Genomic DNA, 15,985 nt, shown 5'->3' on the forward strand with positions numbered 1-15,985 from the left:
GACGGTGTGCGGGGGGAACGAAACAACCCCCGAAACTCACGCCGGACGGCGGAGTGTCGGGGGTTGAAGTGTGGGCGATACCGGACTCGAACCGATGACCTCTTCGGTGTGAACGAAGCGCGCTACCAACTGCGCCAATCGCCCGAGAGTGTCGGAGCAGCCTCGGCCACCCCATCTCGTGCTCGTCGATCTTAGCCGACAGCGGGCCCCGAACGCACATCGGGACGACGTGACGACACGCGCTCCGGCCGGTTTTGTTTTGTGCGGAGGCTTCCGGTAGAGTCTTCCGAGCACGCAGTAATGCGAGCAAGAAGTGAAATGCGGATGTGGCGCAGTGGTAGCGCACAACCTTGCCAAGGTTGGGGTCGCGAGTTCGAATCTCGTCATCCGCTCGAGTGAAGATGTACCTTTGGGGCAAACCTCCATATGGTGGCGTGGCCGAGAGGCGAGGCAGCGGCCTGCAAAGCCGTCCACACGGGTTCAAATCCCGTCGCCACCTCCACTCCGACAGAAAAATGCAACACAATGGGCGGTTGGCGCAGCGGTAGCGCGCTTCCCTGACACGGAAGAGGTCGCTGGTTCGATCCCAGTACCGCCCACCGTAGAAATGGCCCCGATACGTTCGGGGCCATTTCTGTCTCCGCCAACGATCAGAAGCCTGTCGCGGCCACGGGCCGGCGTGTTAGCCTCGCGGGACCCGGCAGCGTCGCCGGCCAGGGAAACGAGAGACCATGCCAGATCTGAACGTCGTCGCCATCCTGAAGGCGAAGCCGGGCTCCGAGCAGATCGTCGGGGATGCTCTCCGCGCACTGGTCGAACCGACCCGGGCGGAGGAGGGCTGCCTCAGCTACGAGCTCTTCGTGTCGGCGGCGAACCCGTCCACCTTCATCACGATCGAGAAGTGGCGTTCCGGGGACGACCTCGACGGGCACATGAAGACCCCGCACATTGCGACAGCACTCGGCATCGCCAGCGAGCACCTCGCTGAGGCTCCCGACATCAACCCGCTCATTCCTGCCTGACCGTCCGCGACGCGCCGTCTCAGCGCGCGCGGGAGTACTGCGACAGCAGCATGCTTCCGGAGAGCAGCAGGTGGTCGAGCGTCATCGCTCGAAGCGGCACCGGCTCACCGGCGTGCACGATGCGCGGCCCGTCGCCGCCTTCGAGCGCCGGACTCGTTGTGAGGCACAGGGCGTCGAGGGCATCAGCTGCGATGAGCGATCCGAGCAGTGACGGCCCGCCCTCGCAGTGCACCTGCAGCAGCCCCCGGGCCTCGAGGGCGGCCAGCAGCGGCCCGACCTCGACGGTCGATGCGCCGCAGTCGACGACGTCGGCGACCTCGGCGAGCGCCGCACGCTTGTCGGCGGGCGCCGCACGCTTGTCGGCGGGCGCAGACGAGACCGTCAGCACCAGGGGGCGCACCGGGGCCTTTGCGAAGACGTCGCTCGACGGGTCGAGGTCGAGGCGGCCGCTCACGATGGCGAACACCGGATGCTCGGGGAGCCCGTTGCGCGAGCGCCAGTCCGCAGCATCCGGTGCCAGGCGCATCGCGCCGTAACCTTCCGAACGAACGGTTCCTGCGCCCACCAGCACCACATCGGAGAGCTGCCGGAGCAGGTCGAACACCCGCTTGTCGGCGGGACCGCCAAGCGCACCCGACAGCCCGGAGGCCGTCGCCGAACCGTCGATGCTCGAGACGAAGTTGGCGCGCACGTGACGCTCAGCGCGCGACGCGGGCGCATACAGGGCGAGCAGCTGCGCATCGGTGAGGGCCGACGGAGGGTGACCTGCCACAGGGTGGAGCTGGATGATGTCATCACTCATCGGTCATGCCTTTCGCGGGCGGTTCAGTCGCTCAGAGGTTGTGCCGGGGGTCGACGGGCTGCCGCCAGCCGAGGATGGCTTCGAGCATCCGCATGGCGTCAACCGAAGCGGCGACCTCGTGCATCCGTACGATGCGTGCCCCGAGCAGCACGCTCGCCGTGGCGGCCGCAAGGGTGCCGGCGAGACGTTCCGGTTTCGGCTTGTCGAGGGTCTCGCCGATGAAGTCCTTGTTCGAGACGGCGGCCAGCACGGGGAACCCGAGGGCGGCGATCTCGGGCAGCCGGCGCGTCAACTCGAGTGTCTGCATGGTGTTCTTGTTGAGGTCGTGGCCCGGGTCGACGATGATGCGCGACGCCGGCACGCCACGGCTGAGGGCCAGCTCCACCCGGGACGCCAGGAATCCGGCGACCTCGCCCGCGACATCCGCGTACTGCGGCCGTGGGAAAAGCTGCCGCGGTTTCGCCCGCGAGTGCGTGATGACGAGGGTCGCGTCGCTGTCGGCGACCACCTCGGCGAGCCGGGGGTCGTGGATTCCCGTGGTGTCGTTGATCACCGAGGCCCCCGCCGCGATCGCCGCCGCCGCGACCTCGGGCCGGAACGTGTCGACCGAGATGACGACGTCCGACGACGCGGCGAGCGCCTCGATTACGGGAAGCACCCGCTCGGCCTCCTCAGCCGCGGGCAGTTCGGGGCCGGGCGCGAAGGGCACGCCGCCGATGTCGACCCAGTCCGCTCCCTCAGCGCCGGCCCGGACGGCCGCGGCGACGGCCCGGTCGAGCGCGAACGTTCGTCCCTGGTCATAGAACGAGTCAGGCGTGCGGTTCACGATCGCCATCACCGCGATCTGCCTCGAAAAGTCGAATCGACGCCTGCCGATCATCCTCACCGGCTCGGCGATCGGCGGCAGGTAGAGGCCCGATGCTTCGGTCATGGCTCCATCTTCGCAGCACTAAAGTTGACAGCACGCATCGCCCGAAGAACAGCTATACCGAGGAGCCCCCGTACGTGAGTGACATCATCCAGGTCGAGAACGCCAGCACCGGATTCGAACTGTTCACCGAGCGAACGATCGTGGCCATGAAGGTGAACGGCGAACTGCGGGACCTCGCGGCGACCGCAGCGCCCGGCGACTACGTCGAGGGTGTCGAGATCTCGTCGCCCGACGGCCTGAACATCCTGCGGCACTCGGCCACCCATGTGATGGCGCAGGCCGTGCAGTCGATCAACCCGGAGGCGAAGCTCGGGATCGGCCCGCCCGTCACCGACGGGTTCTACTACGACTTCGACGTCACCACCGCGTTCACCCCCGACGACCTGAAGTCGCTCGAGAAGGCGATGGAGCGCATCATCCGCCAGGGCCAGCGGTTCATGCGCCGGGTCGTCACCGAAGACGAGGCGCGCGCGGAGCTGGCGAACGAGCCGTACAAGCTCGAGCTGATCGGCATCAAGGGCGGTTCTGCGGCCGAAGACGAGTCGGTCGAGGTGGGCGGCACGGAACTCACCATCTACGACAACGTCGACCCGAAGACCGGCGAGACGGTCTGGAGCGACCTCTGCCGAGGCCCGCACCTGCCGAACACCCGGATGATCGGCAACGGTTTCGCGCTCACCCGCCTGGCCGCCGCCTACTGGCGCGGGTCGGAGAAGAACCCGCAGCTGCAGCGCATCTACGGCACCGCCTGGCCCTCGAAAGACGAGTTGCGCGCCCACCAGGCACGCCTCGAGGAGGCCGCCAAGCGCGACCACCGCCGCATCGGTGCCGAGCTCGACCTGTTCTCGTTCCCCGAGGAGATCGGATCGGGTCTCGCGGTGTTCCACCCCAAGGGCGGAATCATCCGCCAGGAGCTCGAGAACTACTCGCGGAAGCGGCACATCGAGGCAGGGTACGACTTCGTCAATACCCCGCACATCACCAAGGCGAACCTCTTCATGACCAGCGGCCACCTGCAGTGGTACGCCGACGGGATGTTCCCGCCGATGCACCTCGATGAGGAGCGCGACGCCGACGGCAACATCACCCGCCAGGGCCAGGACTACTACCTGAAGCCGATGAACTGCCCGTACCACAACCTCATCTTCCGGGCGCGGGGTCGAAGCTACCGCGAGCTCCCGCTCCGCATGTTCGAGTTCGGCTCCGTGTACCGCTACGAGAAGAGCGGCACGCTGCAGGGTCTCACCCGCGTGCGCGGCATGACGCAGGACGACGCGCACATCTACGTCACCCCCGAGCTCGTGAAGCCCGAGCTCACGTCGACGCTGCAGTTCGTGCTCGACCTGCTGAAGGACTACGGCCTCGACGACTTCTACCTCGAGCTCTCGACCCGCGACGCCACGAACCCGAAGTTCATCGGGGCCGACGACCTCTGGGAGAGCGCGACGGAGACCCTCCGCGAGGTCGCGCTCGAGTCGGGCCTCGAACTCGTACCCGATCCCGGCGGAGCGGCGTTCTACGGCCCGAAGATCTCGGTGCAGGCCCGCGATGCGATCGGCCGCACCTGGCAGATGTCGACCATCCAGCTCGACTTCAACCAGCCCGAGCGCTTCGAGCTGGAGTACACCGCCAGCGACGGCACCCGCCAGCAGCCGATCATGATCCACCGTGCCCTGTTCGGGTCGATCGAGCGCTTCTTCGCCATCCTCACCGAGCACTACGCCGGAGCGTTCCCCGTCTGGCTCTCGCCCGTGCAGGTGGTGGGTATCCCGATCGCCGAACAGTACGAGGAGTACCTAGGCGAGGTCATCCATCAGCTGAAGCTGAAGGGTGTGCGGGCCAAGCTCGACCGCTCGGACGACAGGATGCAGAAGAAGATCCGCACCCACACGAAAGAGAAAGTGCCCTTCCTGCTGATCGTCGGTGAGGATGACCGGGCGGCCGGCACCGTCAGCTTCCGGTTCCGCGACGGCAGCCAGGAGAACGCCGTGCCCATCGCCGACGCGGTGGACCGCATCGTGGCGGCGATCGAGAACAAGGTGCAGGTCACCACGGCCGGGGAGGCCTGATGCCAGGCGGCGACGACGTGCCCGTCGATTTCGACGGCGTCGAGATCACGGATTCGAGCACGATGGCCGGCGTGCCCGACGAGTTCCAGCGTCTCTGGACCCCGCACCGCATGGTCTACATCCAGAACGGCACCCAGCCGGGCGAGGCGGAGTGCCCGTTCTGCATCGCTCCGACTCTGGATGACGAACAGTCGCTGATCGTCGCCCGGGGCACGCACGCGTATGTGTTGCTCAACCTCTTCCCGTACAACAGCGGTCACCTGCTGGTCTGTCCCTACCGCCACATCCCGCTCTACGACGAGGCGAGCACGGAGGAGACCGCGGAGATCGCGAGCCTCACCCAGACGGCGATGCGGGTGCTCCGCACGGTGTCGCGGTGCGACGGCTTCAACCTCGGCATGAACCAGGGCCGCATCGCCGGGGCCGGCATCGCCGACCATTTGCACCAGCACATCGTTCCGCGGTGGGCGACCGACGCGAACTTCTTCCCGATCATCGCCAAGACCAAGGCGCTGCCCCAACTCCTTGGAGAGGTACGCGCGGCCGTCGCCGCGGCGTGGCCGACAGCCTGACAGGCGACCATAGATTCTACTCTGTGTAGAACTCGTGTGACACCGGCCGGACGGACTGTCTGTGCCCGAATAGAATAGAAGCATTATGACTGACTCCTCCTCGTCCTCTGTCGGCAGCGACCGCGTCAAACGCGGACTCGCGGAAATGCTGAAGGGCGGCGTCATCATGGACGTCGTGAACGCCGACCAGGCGCGCATCGCCGAAGATGCCGGTGCCGTGGCCGTGATGGCCCTCGAGCGTGTGCCCGCCGACATCCGTTCCCAGGGCGGCGTGGCCCGCACCAGTGACCCCGACCTGATCGAGGGCATCCAGAAGGCCGTCTCGATTCCCGTGATGGCGAAGGCGCGCATCGGGCACTTCGTCGAGGCGCAGATCCTCCAGGCACTCGATGTGGACTACATCGACGAGTCCGAGGTGCTCTCGCCCGCGGACTACGTGAACCACATCGACAAGTGGAACTTCACGATCCCCTTCGTCTGCGGTGCCACCAACCTCGGTGAGGCGCTCCGCCGCATCAACGAGGGTGCGGCGATGATCCGGTCGAAGGGCGAGGCCGGCACGGGCGACGTCTCGGAGGCCACGAAGCACATCCGCAAGATCCTCGGCGAAGTGCGTGCCCTGACCGCGCTCGCCCCCGACGAGCTCTACGTTGCCGCGAAGGAGCTCCAGGCTCCGTACGCACTGGTCGCGGAGATCGCGTCGACCGGCAAGCTCCCCGTCGTGCTGTTCACCGCTGGTGGTGTCGCGACGCCGGCCGATGCAGCCATGATGATGCAGCTCGGCGCCGATGGCGTCTTCGTCGGATCCGGCGTGTTCAAGTCGGGCGACCCGGCCAAGCGTGCCGCCGCGATCGTGAAGGCGACCACGTTCTACGACGACCCCCAGGTCATCCTCGAAGCCTCCCGCGGCCTTGGCGAGGCAATGGTCGGCATCAACGTGAGCGACATCCCCGCGCCCCACCGCCTCGCGGAACGTGGCTGGTAGCCCGGTCGCCGACTCGCCCGCAGTGCGCCCGGGGCCCGGCCCCGTCGGCGTGCTGGCCCTGCAGGGTGACTACCGCGAGCATGCCGCGGTGCTGGAGTCCTTCGGGGCCGAGGTCATCACGGTACGCCGCCCCGAAGAACTCGCCCGCGTATCCGGGCTGGTCATTCCCGGCGGCGAATCGAGCGTGATGGACAAGCTGTCCCGGATGTTCGGGCTCGCCGGGCCCCTGAAGCAGGCGATCGCAGCCGGACTCCCGGTCTACGGCACCTGCGCTGGGCTGATCATGCTTGCCGACCGGATGATCGACGGTATCGCCGGGCAGCAGAGCCTCGGCGGGCTCGACATCGCCGTGCGTCGGAACGCCTTCGGGCGCCAGCGTGAGTCGTTCGAGGTCGACGTGCACGTTCCAGAGCTCGGCGACCCGCCTGTGCACGCGGTCTTCATCCGCGCGCCCGTGGTCGAGGAGGTGGGGGAGCGGGCATCCGTTCTGGCCGCTCTCAGCGACGGGCGAGTGATCGCCGTCGAGCAGGGCAACCTTCTCGGCACCTCGTTCCACCCCGAGATGACGTCCGACTTCCGCTTCCATCGACGTTTCCACAATCGGGTTCTCGAGGTCGGTTTCCACAGTTAGGCCTGTTCTCCACGGCACCGGGAGCTGCCGTGTTTTAGACTGGGTGAGAATTTTTTAGGAGAGCACTGTGTCAGGACATTCCAAGTGGGCGACCACCAAGCACCAGAAGGCCGTCACTGACGCCCGGCGGGCGAAGTCGTTCGCGAAGCTGATCAAGAACATCGAAGTCGCTGCGCGCCAGGGCGGTGCAGACCTGTCGGGCAACCCGACGCTGGTCGATGCCATCCAGAAGGCGAAGAAGACCTCTGTGCCGAAGGACCTCATCGACCGGGCCGTCAAGCGCGGTGCGGGCATCGGCAGTGAAGCGGTCGACTACCAGACCATCATCTACGAGGGCTACGGTCCGAACGGCGTGGCCATGCTCATCGAGTGCCTCACCGAGAACAAGAACCGCGCGGCCGCCGACGTGCGCACGGTGATGACCCGCAACGGCGGCACGATGGGCGATCCCGGCAGCGTGGCCTACAACTTCCACCGCAAGGGTGTCATCACGGTCGCGCACACCGACGGTCTGAGCGAAGACGACGTACTCGTCGCTGTGATGGACGCGGGGGCCGAGGAGGTCATCGACCACGGGCAGTCTTTCGAGGTGCTCACCGAGGCATCCGACCTGGTGGCGAACCGCACCGCCCTGCAGGAGGCCGGAATCGACTACGAATCGGCAGACATCGAGTTCGTGCCGAGCCTGAAGGTCGAAGTGGACGCCGACACGGCACGCAAGGTGTTCAAGCTGATCGATGCGCTGGAAGACAATGATGATGTGCAGAACGTCTACAGCAACTTCGACCTGACCTCCGACGTGCGCGCCGAGCTCGAGAACGACTAGCGACAGACGGCCGTGCGGATCCTCGGGATCGATCCCGGCCTGACACGCTGCGGCGTGGGAATCGTCGATGTGTCCGAGAGCCGGCGCGCGACGCTCGTGCATGTCACGGTCATCCGCACGGCACCCGGAACGCTCCACGAGAGTCGGCTGCTGGCCATCAGCACGGCCATGGACTCCCTGCTCGACGAGTACCGGCCCGCCCGGGTGGCTCTCGAGCGGGTCTTCGCCGACACCAACGTCAGTACGGTGATGGGCACGGCGCAGGTGAGCGGTATCGCCATGGTCGCCGCAGCCCGTCGCGGGCTTCCTGTCGGCATGCACACCCCGACCGAGGTGAAAGCGGCGGTCACCGGGTACGGCCAGGCCGACAAGAAGCAGGTCGGCGCGATGGTGGCGAAGATCCTGCGCCTCGAAGCTGTGCCGAAGCCGGCGGATGCCGCCGACGCCCTCGCCCTGGCGATTTGCCACGCGTGGCGGTCGCCCCTCGGGGCACTGGCCTCGGGAACGCCCCCCGCCGCGGGTGACCTGCACGGCGGTGCCTCCCCCCGAACCGCCGCCGGTTCCGGGGGAGTGCGCGCCCTCACCGGTGCCCAGGCCGCCTGGTTCGCCGCCGAGCAGGCCGCGAAGGCCGCCAGCCCCGAACGGCGCGGGCTCCGCCGCTGAGCCCGGTACCGTGCCCTGCCGAGTGTCGCAGGTTCGAAAGTGTGTACGAGTAATAGGCTGGGGCCGTGATATCCAGTCTTCGTGGCACCGTGCTCCAGGCGGTCGGCTCCTCCGTCGTGATCGAGGTCGGCGGCGTCGGCTTCGCCGTGCAGGTGACGCCCGCGCATGCTCTCTCGCTCCGGGTCGGGCAGGAGGCGTTCGTGCTCACGACGATGATCGTGCGGGAGGATTCGCTCTCGCTCTTCGGTTTCGCCGACCCGGAGTCGCTCGAGATCTTCTCCCTGCTCGTCGCGGTCACCGGGGTCGGCCCGAAGTCGGCTCTCGGCGTGCTCGCCGCGCTGGCTCCTGCGGAGATCGCCCGGGCCGTCACGAACGACGACGACTCGGTCTTCCGCAGGGTCTCGGGCATCGGGCCGAAGACCGCCAAACTCATCGTCGTGTCGCTGACCGGGAAGGTGTCTGCCCTGAGCGTTGCGACGAGCGCAGCACACGTGCCGTCGTTCGTCGGGGCGACGTCGATCCACGACGACGTGCTGGTCGCGCTGGTCGGCCTGGGCTGGAATGAGCGGAACGCCTCCGAGGCTCTCGACCGGGTGGTCGCCGTAGCGAACGACGACGTCGACACGATGAGCGTGCAGTCGCTGCTCCGCCTCGCCCTCACCGAACTCGGCCCGCGCCAGGGTTCGGCGGGCCCGCGATGAGCGCGGAGGGAAGGAACGCCGACGAACTGCTGCAGCCGGAGCTCGGCTCCGAAGCGGAGGTCGCGTTCGAGGGCGCGCTCCGCCCCAAGAGCCTCGCCGAGTTCGTGGGTCAACAGCGGGTGCGCGGACAGTTGCAGCTGCTTCTGGATGCTGCGACCATCCAGAACCGCACCCCCGACCACATCCTGCTGGCCGGCCCGCCCGGTCTCGGCAAGACCACCCTCGCGATGATCGTCGCCCACGAGAGCGGGCGGCCCCTCCGGATGTCGAGCGGACCGGCCATCCAGCATGCGGGTGACCTCGCCGCCGTGCTGTCGTCGCTGGTGCCGGGCGAGGTCCTGTTCGTCGATGAGATCCACCGGATGGCGAGGTCGGCCGAAGAGCTGCTGTACCTCGCGATGGAGGACTTCCGCATCGACATCATGGTGGGAAAGGGTGCCGGGGCGACATCCATCCCGCTCGACCTGGCCCCGTTCACGCTCGTGGGAGCAACGACCCGTTCCGGTCTGCTTCCGAATCCGCTCCGCGACAGGTTCGGTTTCACCGCCCACCTCGAGTTCTACGACCCGGAAGAACTCGTGCACGTGCTGCGGCGAGCAGCGGTGATGCTCGAGCTGTCGATCGAGGAGTCGGCGCTGATCGAGATCGCCGGCCGATCGCGGGGAACACCCCGGATCGCGAACCGACTGCTCCGCCGGGTGCGCGACTATGCGCTGGTGCACGGGGGAGAGGCGACCCGCGCAGTCGTGCGGTCGGCGCTCGAACTCTACGATGTCGACGAGCGCGGTCTCGACCGGCTCGACCGCGCGGTCATGATGATCCTCCTCACCCGGTTCAACGGCGGGCCCGTGGGCCTCAACACCCTCGCGGTCAGCGTCGGTGAGGAGTCGGAGACCATCGAGTCGGTGGTCGAACCGTTCCTGGTGCGGATCGGGTTGATCGTGCGCACGCCGCGCGGGCGAGTGGCGACCCGCGAGGGCTGGCAGCACTTCGGTCTCACACCCCAGGCCGACACCTCGCCGGGCCGCAGCCAGCCCCTCTTCGGCGATGATCTATAATTCAAGCTGGCGCTCAGCCCCGATCAGTACACTGGGGCCGTCAATCCCCCCCCACCTCTTGGAAGGCTCTCCCTTTTACATGGATCCGTTGAATCTGGTCATCCTGGCCGTCCTGGCCGTTCTCATCATCTTCATGGTGCGGAACAGCCGCAAACGCAAGCGTGAGACCGAAGAGCTGAGCCAGAAGATCATCGAGGGCGCCTACGTGATGACGAACTTCGGCGTGTACGGCACGATCCTCTCGATCGATGCCGAGAACAACCAGATCTTCCTCGAGTCGACCCCCGGCACGGTGCTGAAGGTGCACCGCCAGACGGTGACCCGCGTCGTGCCGACCGAGGACGCCGTCGCCATCGACGACGCCGAGACGTCGGGCGCTCAGGGCGAGCCCGAGTTCGGTGAGCGTGTGAGCCCGTCGCTCGAGAAGACCTCGACCGATGACGGTACGATTCTGAACGGGGTTCCCCTCGACGAGAACGGCAATCCGCGTAAGTCGGCTGAGTAACACCCAACCGTTCACGAGTTCGCGGCACGCTGTCTGCGCGGGCGCACGATCATCCCGGCACGCATGCCGTATGATCGTGCGTCGGCAGCACTCTGCCGCGGGGGCGTTATAGAAAGCTGAGTTTCGCAGGTGGCAAAATCTACTGCCGTCAAGAGGGCCAGACGCACACTGGTGTGGCTCCTTGTCATCTTCATCGCCCTCGCCGGCGTCAACACCGCCGGTGCCATCTGGGGCGGGGGCACGTTCACCCCGAAACTCGCACTCGACCTCGAGGGCGGCACCGAGATCATCCTCGCCCCGAAGACCGGGGGAGCGGCCGTCTCAGACGAGCAGGTCTCGCAGGCCGTGGCGATCATCCGCCAGCGGGTCGACGCCAGTGGCGTCTCCGAGGCGCAGATCTCCACGCAGGGCGGCCAGAACATCGTCGTATCGATTCCCGGCACCCCGGATGACGCGACGCTCGCCCGCATCGAGGCCTCCGCGAAGCTCGACTTCCGTGCCGTGCTGGTGGCGACGACGGCCGACGTGCCCACCACCACGCCGACGCCGGGCCTCGATGCGACACCGACCGTCGCTCCGACCAACGCCAGCGACCTGAATTACATCACGCCGGCCCTGACGGACCAGTTCCTGAACATCGACTGCACCTCGACGGCAGCCACGGATGCGGGTCAGGCTCCGGCCGACCAGCCCCTCGTGGCCTGCGGCGAAGATGGAGCGAAGTACATCCTCGGCCCCGTCGAGGTTGCGGGAGACACCATCTCCAATGCGACGAGTGGTGTCGCCCAGACGAGTTCAGGCGCCTCCACCGGCCAGTACGTCGTCAACATCTTCTTCAACGACCAGGGCACGACGGAGTTCGCGAGCGTCACGACCCGCCTGTCCGGCCTCACCGGAGCGCAGAACCAGTTCGCGATCGTGCTCGACGGCAAGGTCATCTCGGCCCCCCGCACCCTCGCCGTGATCACCAACGGCCAGCCGCAGATCTCCGGCAACTTCGATGCAGCGTCATCGAAGACCCTCGCCGACCAGCTGAAGTTCGGTGCGCTGCCGATCAGCTTCACGGTGCAGAGCCAGAACACGATCTCGGCGACCCTCGGCTCGACCCAGCTCATCAGCGGCCTGATCGCCGGCCTCATCGGACTCATCCTGGTGGTGCTCTACTCGATTGCGCAGTACCGGGTGCTCGGAGCCGTCACGATCGCCTCTCTCGTGGTCGCCGCGGCGGCCACCTACTTGGTCGTCGATCTCCTCTCCTGGCGCGCGGGCTACCGCCTGTCCCTCGCCGGGGTGGCAGGTCTCATCGTGGCCATCGGTATCACCGCGGACTCGTTCATCGTCTACTTCGAACGAATACGAGACGAACTGCGCGACGGCAGAGGTCTCGAATCATCCGTGCAGGCGGGCTGGAAGCGGGCGATCCGCACCATCTTCGCCTCGGACATCATCAACCTGATGGCAGCCGTGGTGCTCTACATCGTGGCGGTCGGCAGCGTGAAGGGCTTCGCTCTCACCCTCGGGCTGACGACGATCATCGACATCGTGGTCGTCATGATGTTCACCCACCCGGTGATGACGCTGCTCGCGGAACTCCCCTACTTCCGCGACGGGCACAAGACGAGTGGGCTCGATCCGCGTCAGCTCGGCGCGGTCTATCGCGGGCGGGCACAGTTCAAGACGCCGACCGCCGCGGTTCCCCGTTCCAAGCAGGAGTCGGCCAGCCGTGAGGCTGCCCGGCGCCAGACCATCGCCGAACGGAAGGCCGCCGGTTCGACCACACTGGTGATCGATCCACCTGTCGAGGCGGAAACGCCCAGCACCAGCACGGACGCCTCGAACAAGGCCACGGGCACCTCCAGCCAGAGCAAGGGAAAGAAGCGCTGATGGCCTCGTTCAGTGATCTAGGAAACGACCTCTACACCGGAAAGCGTTCCGTCGACATCGTCGGGCGACGGAAGCTCTGGTACGCCATCGCGATCGCGCTGATCGTCATCTCGGCCGTGGGCCCGTTCCTCCGGGGCGGCTTCGTGTTCGGGATCGAGTTCAGCGGCGGGTCGCAGTTCTCGATCTCCCAGGTCTCGGATGCCTCGCAGCAGGCCGGTATCGATGCAGTGAAGTCGGTCGACCCCGCCGTCGTCCCCCTCGTCTCGACTCTCGGCCAGAGCGGCATCCGCATCCAGACCGACCAGCTCGACGATGCCGAGAGCAGCAAGGTGCGTGACGCCCTGGCGACCGCCTACAACGTGCAGCCGTCGGATGTGACGATCAACTTCATCGGCCCGACCTGGGGTGCGGACATCACCGGCCAGGCGATCCGGGGCCTCCTGATCTTCATCGCCCTCGCCGCCGTCTTCATGGCGATCTACTTCAGAACGTGGAAGATCGCCCTCTCCGCGATGATCGCCCTTCTGCACGACCTGGTGATCACCGCGGGCATCTACGGAATCACGGGGTTCGAGATCACGCCGGCCGCGGTGATCGGATTCCTCACCATTCTCGGATATTCGCTGTACGACACCGTGGTGGTGTTCGACAAGATCCGGGAGAACACCGTCGAGTGGGGCGAGAAGTCCACCCGTACCTTCGGCGAGACCGTGAACCTCGCGGTCAACCAGACGTTGGTGCGCTCCATCAACACCTCGGTGGTCGCGATGCTGCCCGTTGCCTCCATCCTCGTGATCGGTGCCTTCGTGCTGGGAGCGGGAACCCTGCGGGACATCTCCCTCGCGCTCCTCATCGGTATCTTCGTGGGCACCTACTCCACGATCTTCATCGCCGCGCCTCTCTACGCCCAGTTCCGGCAGGGCGAGCCGAAGGTGAAGAAGATCGACCAGCGGGTGCTGAGCCAGCGCGCCAACCGCGACAGGACCGTCGAGGCCGCACCGGCGGATCAGCTCAAAGCGTAGAGCGGCTGAGCAGCGCGGGCTTCGTGGGATAATGGTTGCGGAGGCCCCTTCATGACCGAAACCACTGCGCCGACAAACGCGTCGCTGCGGCGGCTCGTTCCACGCCTCTTCTCCCGCGCCCAGCCTGCTGGCGCAGTCGACACGCTGATCCGCACGGTTCGGGCGAATCATCCGAAGGCCGACCTCAGCATCATCGAGCGGGCCTACACGGTCGCAGAACGCGCACACGACGGGCAGAAGCGTCGGAGCGGGGAGCCGTACATCACGCACCCCGTCGCGGTGGCCCAGATCCTCGCCGAGCTGGGTATCGGCACGAAGACCATCGCTGCGGCCCTCCTTCACGACACCGTCGAAGACACGGCGTACTCGCTCGACGAGCTTCGCGCGGAGTTCGGCGACGAGGTGGCCATGCTCGTCGATGGCGTGACCAAGCTCGACAAGGTCAAGTACGGCGAGAGCGCGCAGGCCGAGACGGTGCGAAAGATGATCGTCGCGATGTCGAAGGACATCCGGGTGCTGATCATCAAGCTCGCCGACCGGCTGCACAATGCACGCACCTGGGGCTTCGTCTCGCCCGAGTCCTCCACGCGGAAGGCGCAGGAGACGCTCGAGATCTACGCGCCCCTCGCCCACCGGCTGGGCATCCAGGCGATCAAGTGGGAGCTCGAAGACCTGTCGTTCGCCGTGCTGTCGCCGAAACTCTACGTCGAGATCGAGAATCTGGTGCGGCAGCGCACCCCGCAGCGTGAAGAATATGTGCAGCAGGTCATCGACATGGTCAGCGACGACCTGAAGACGTCGAAGATCCGGGGCAAGGTCGCCGGCCGGCCCAAGCAGTACTACTCGATCTACCAGAAGATGATCGTGCGCGGCCGCGAGTTCGACGAGATCTACGACCTCGTGGGCATCCGTGTGCTGGTGAACTCGGTGCGGGACTGTTACGCGGTGCTCGGTTCGATCCACGCCCGCTGGACGCCGATGCCGGGCCGTTTCAAGGACTACATCGCCACCCCGAAGTTCAACCTCTACCAGTCCCTGCACACCACGGTCGTCGGGCCCGGCGGCCGTGCTGTCGAGATCCAGATCCGCACCAACGAGATGCACCAGCGTGCCGAGTTCGGTGTCGCCGCCCACTGGAAGTACAAGGAGCGCATGAATGCCGGCCGCGCCGGCACGTCGGACGACCGTGGTGACACGGACATGGCGTGGCTCGCCCGCATCTCCGACTGGCAGGCGGAGACGGTCGACCCGGGAGAGTTCCTCGACTCGCTCCGCTTCGAGATCGGCGCCAAAGAGGTCTACGTCTTCACGCCGAAGGGCCGGGTGATCGGTCTGCCGGCCGGCGCCACCCCGGTGGACTTCGCCTACGCTGTGCACACCGAGGTCGGCCACCGCACGATGGGCGCGAAGGTCAACGGTCGCCTGGTGCCGCTGGAGAGCAGCCTGACGACCGGAGACGTGGTCGAGGTCTTCACCTCGAAGAATCCCGACTCGGGCCCGAGCCAGGACTGGCTCTCGTTCGTGCAGAGCCCCCGGGCGCGCAACAAGATCCGCCAGTGGTTCACGAAGGAACGCCGCGACGAAGCGATCGAACAGGGTCGGGACTCGATTGCCCGTGCGATGCGCAAGCAGAACCTCCCCCTGCAGAAACTGATGAGCCAGGACTCGTTCACCGAGGTCGCCTCCCAGCTGAGCTACAACAACGTCGAAGCGCTGTACGCGGCCATCGGCGAGGGGCACGTCTCCACGCAGTCGGTCATCGAGAAGGTGCTGCAGTCGCTTCAGACAGAGGTCGAGAGCGACGACAGCGAGATCGACGTCGGCGTCGGACGACGACCGCGATCGACGCACAGCGAGTCCGGTGTGCTCGTGCGCGGCGCTCCCGACATCCTTGTGAAGCTCGCGAAGTGCTGCACCCCCGTGCCGGGCGACGAGATCGTGGGCTTCGTCACCCGCGGCGCCGGAGTCTCGGTTCACCAGTCCGACTGCCACAACGTGAAGTCGCTGCTGATGGAGCCCGAGCGGATGATCGAGGTCGACTGGGCACCCTCCTCGAAGAGTGTCTTCCTGGTTCAGATCCAGGTCGAGGCTCTCGATCGTTCGGGCCTGCTCTCCGACGTCACCCGCGTTCTGTCGGAGCACCACGTCAACATCCTCTCGGCGACCGTCAGCACGTCCCGTGACCGCCTGGCGATCAGCCGCTTCGTCTTCGAGATGGGCGACACCACCCATCTCGACCGGGTGCTGAATGCTGTTCGGCGGATCGATGCCGTGTACGACGTCTACCGGGTCAGCGGCGGCTGAGCCGCCAGCG

15 protein-coding genes and 4 tRNA genes are annotated in these 15,985 nt (G+C 66.7%); 16 read left to right on the forward strand and 3 right to left on the reverse strand.

The features are described from left to right. Positions 1–71: 71 nt before the first annotated feature. Positions 72–144, reverse strand: a tRNA-Val gene (locus tag FB464_RS05115). 176 nt (positions 145–320) lie between these two features. On the opposite strand from FB464_RS05115, the gene FB464_RS05120 reads away from it, so the two are divergent. The 4 genes from FB464_RS05120 to FB464_RS05135 all read left to right on the forward strand — a co-directional run bounded on the left by FB464_RS05120 (position 321) and on the right by FB464_RS05135 (position 1,022). After that, positions 321–392 (forward strand) — tRNA-Gly (locus tag FB464_RS05120). Positions 393–428: 36 nt separating this feature from the next. Then, positions 429–502: transfer RNA gene (locus FB464_RS05125), tRNA-Cys, on the forward strand. Between the two features lie 25 nt (positions 503–527). Beyond that, positions 528–599, forward strand: a tRNA-Val gene (locus FB464_RS05130). Positions 600–731: 132 nt separating this feature from the next. Continuing rightward, positions 732–1,022: a putative quinol monooxygenase gene (locus tag FB464_RS05135; RefSeq protein WP_116414820.1), complete on the forward strand. Its 291-nt coding sequence runs from the start codon at positions 732–734 to the stop codon at positions 1,020–1,022. A gap of 19 nt (positions 1,023–1,041) precedes the next feature. Here the strand turns inward: FB464_RS05135 and FB464_RS05140 are convergent, their stop codons facing one another. Both FB464_RS05140 and folP read right to left on the reverse strand, forming a co-directional pair. After that, positions 1,042–1,824 carry a pyrimidine reductase family protein gene (locus FB464_RS05140; protein WP_116414819.1) on the reverse strand — a complete coding sequence of 261 codons (783 nt, stop codon included), beginning with the start codon at positions 1,822–1,824 and terminating at the stop codon, positions 1,042–1,044. A 31-nt stretch (positions 1,825–1,855) separates the two neighbouring features. Further along, complete coding sequence (gene folP, locus FB464_RS05145; RefSeq protein WP_116416579.1) at positions 1,856–2,755, reverse strand: dihydropteroate synthase; 900 nt, start codon at positions 2,753–2,755, stop codon at positions 1,856–1,858. A gap of 146 nt (positions 2,756–2,901) precedes the next feature. On the opposite strand from folP, the gene thrS reads away from it, so the two are divergent. From thrS to FB464_RS05205, 12 genes are all read left to right on the forward strand, one after another. After that, on the forward strand, positions 2,902–4,824 hold the full coding sequence (thrS, locus tag FB464_RS05150; RefSeq protein ID WP_246093163.1) for a threonine--tRNA ligase: 1,923 nt from the start codon (positions 2,902–2,904) through the stop codon (positions 4,822–4,824). Next, entirely contained in the window at positions 4,824–5,396 is a 573-nt protein-coding gene (locus tag FB464_RS05155) for an HIT family protein (RefSeq protein ID WP_116414817.1), read from the forward strand. Before thrS ends, FB464_RS05155 begins: the two co-directional genes overlap by 1 nt. Before the next feature lie 85 nt (positions 5,397–5,481). After that, positions 5,482–6,381, forward strand: coding sequence for a pyridoxal 5'-phosphate synthase lyase subunit PdxS (pdxS, locus tag FB464_RS05160; protein ID WP_116414816.1), 900 nt, complete (start codon positions 5,482–5,484; stop codon positions 6,379–6,381). After that, positions 6,371–7,012 (forward strand): pyridoxal 5'-phosphate synthase glutaminase subunit PdxT, encoded by a 642-nt coding sequence (gene pdxT / locus FB464_RS05165; RefSeq protein WP_116414815.1) that lies wholly within the window; start codon positions 6,371–6,373, stop codon positions 7,010–7,012. Before pdxS ends, pdxT begins: the two co-directional genes overlap by 11 nt. A gap of 67 nt (positions 7,013–7,079) precedes the next feature. Further along, complete coding sequence (locus FB464_RS05170; RefSeq protein WP_116414814.1) at positions 7,080–7,838, forward strand: YebC/PmpR family DNA-binding transcriptional regulator; 759 nt, start codon at positions 7,080–7,082, stop codon at positions 7,836–7,838. Between the two features lie 12 nt (positions 7,839–7,850). After that, a complete protein-coding gene (ruvC, locus tag FB464_RS05175; protein WP_116414813.1) occupies positions 7,851–8,501 on the forward strand; it encodes a crossover junction endodeoxyribonuclease RuvC in 651 nt (216 codons plus the stop codon). A gap of 65 nt (positions 8,502–8,566) precedes the next feature. Then, on the forward strand, positions 8,567–9,202 hold the full coding sequence (ruvA, locus tag FB464_RS05180) for a Holliday junction branch migration protein RuvA (protein ID WP_116414812.1): 636 nt from the start codon (positions 8,567–8,569) through the stop codon (positions 9,200–9,202). Then, complete coding sequence (gene ruvB, locus FB464_RS05185; protein ID WP_142206614.1) at positions 9,199–10,260, forward strand: Holliday junction branch migration DNA helicase RuvB; 1,062 nt, start codon at positions 9,199–9,201, stop codon at positions 10,258–10,260. Before ruvA ends, ruvB begins: the two co-directional genes overlap by 4 nt. A 79-nt stretch (positions 10,261–10,339) precedes the next feature. Beyond that, on the forward strand, positions 10,340–10,765 hold the full coding sequence (locus FB464_RS05190; protein WP_246092940.1) for a preprotein translocase subunit YajC: 426 nt from the start codon (positions 10,340–10,342) through the stop codon (positions 10,763–10,765). A 129-nt stretch (positions 10,766–10,894) separates the two neighbouring features. Then, on the forward strand, positions 10,895–12,649 hold the full coding sequence (gene secD / locus FB464_RS05195; protein ID WP_116414810.1) for a protein translocase subunit SecD: 1,755 nt from the start codon (positions 10,895–10,897) through the stop codon (positions 12,647–12,649). Next, on the forward strand, positions 12,649–13,671 hold the full coding sequence (secF, locus tag FB464_RS05200; RefSeq protein WP_116414809.1) for a protein translocase subunit SecF: 1,023 nt from the start codon (positions 12,649–12,651) through the stop codon (positions 13,669–13,671). Before secD ends, secF begins: the two co-directional genes overlap by 1 nt. Positions 13,672–13,722: 51 nt before the next feature. Continuing rightward, positions 13,723–15,975: a RelA/SpoT family protein gene (locus FB464_RS05205; protein ID WP_142206615.1), complete on the forward strand. Its 2,253-nt coding sequence runs from the start codon at positions 13,723–13,725 to the stop codon at positions 15,973–15,975. Positions 15,976–15,985 lie beyond the last annotated feature (10 nt).

Origin of the sequence: Subtercola boreus (assembly GCF_006716115.1) — a bacterium.
Taxonomy (GTDB): domain Bacteria; phylum Actinomycetota; class Actinomycetes; order Actinomycetales; family Microbacteriaceae; genus Subtercola; species Subtercola boreus.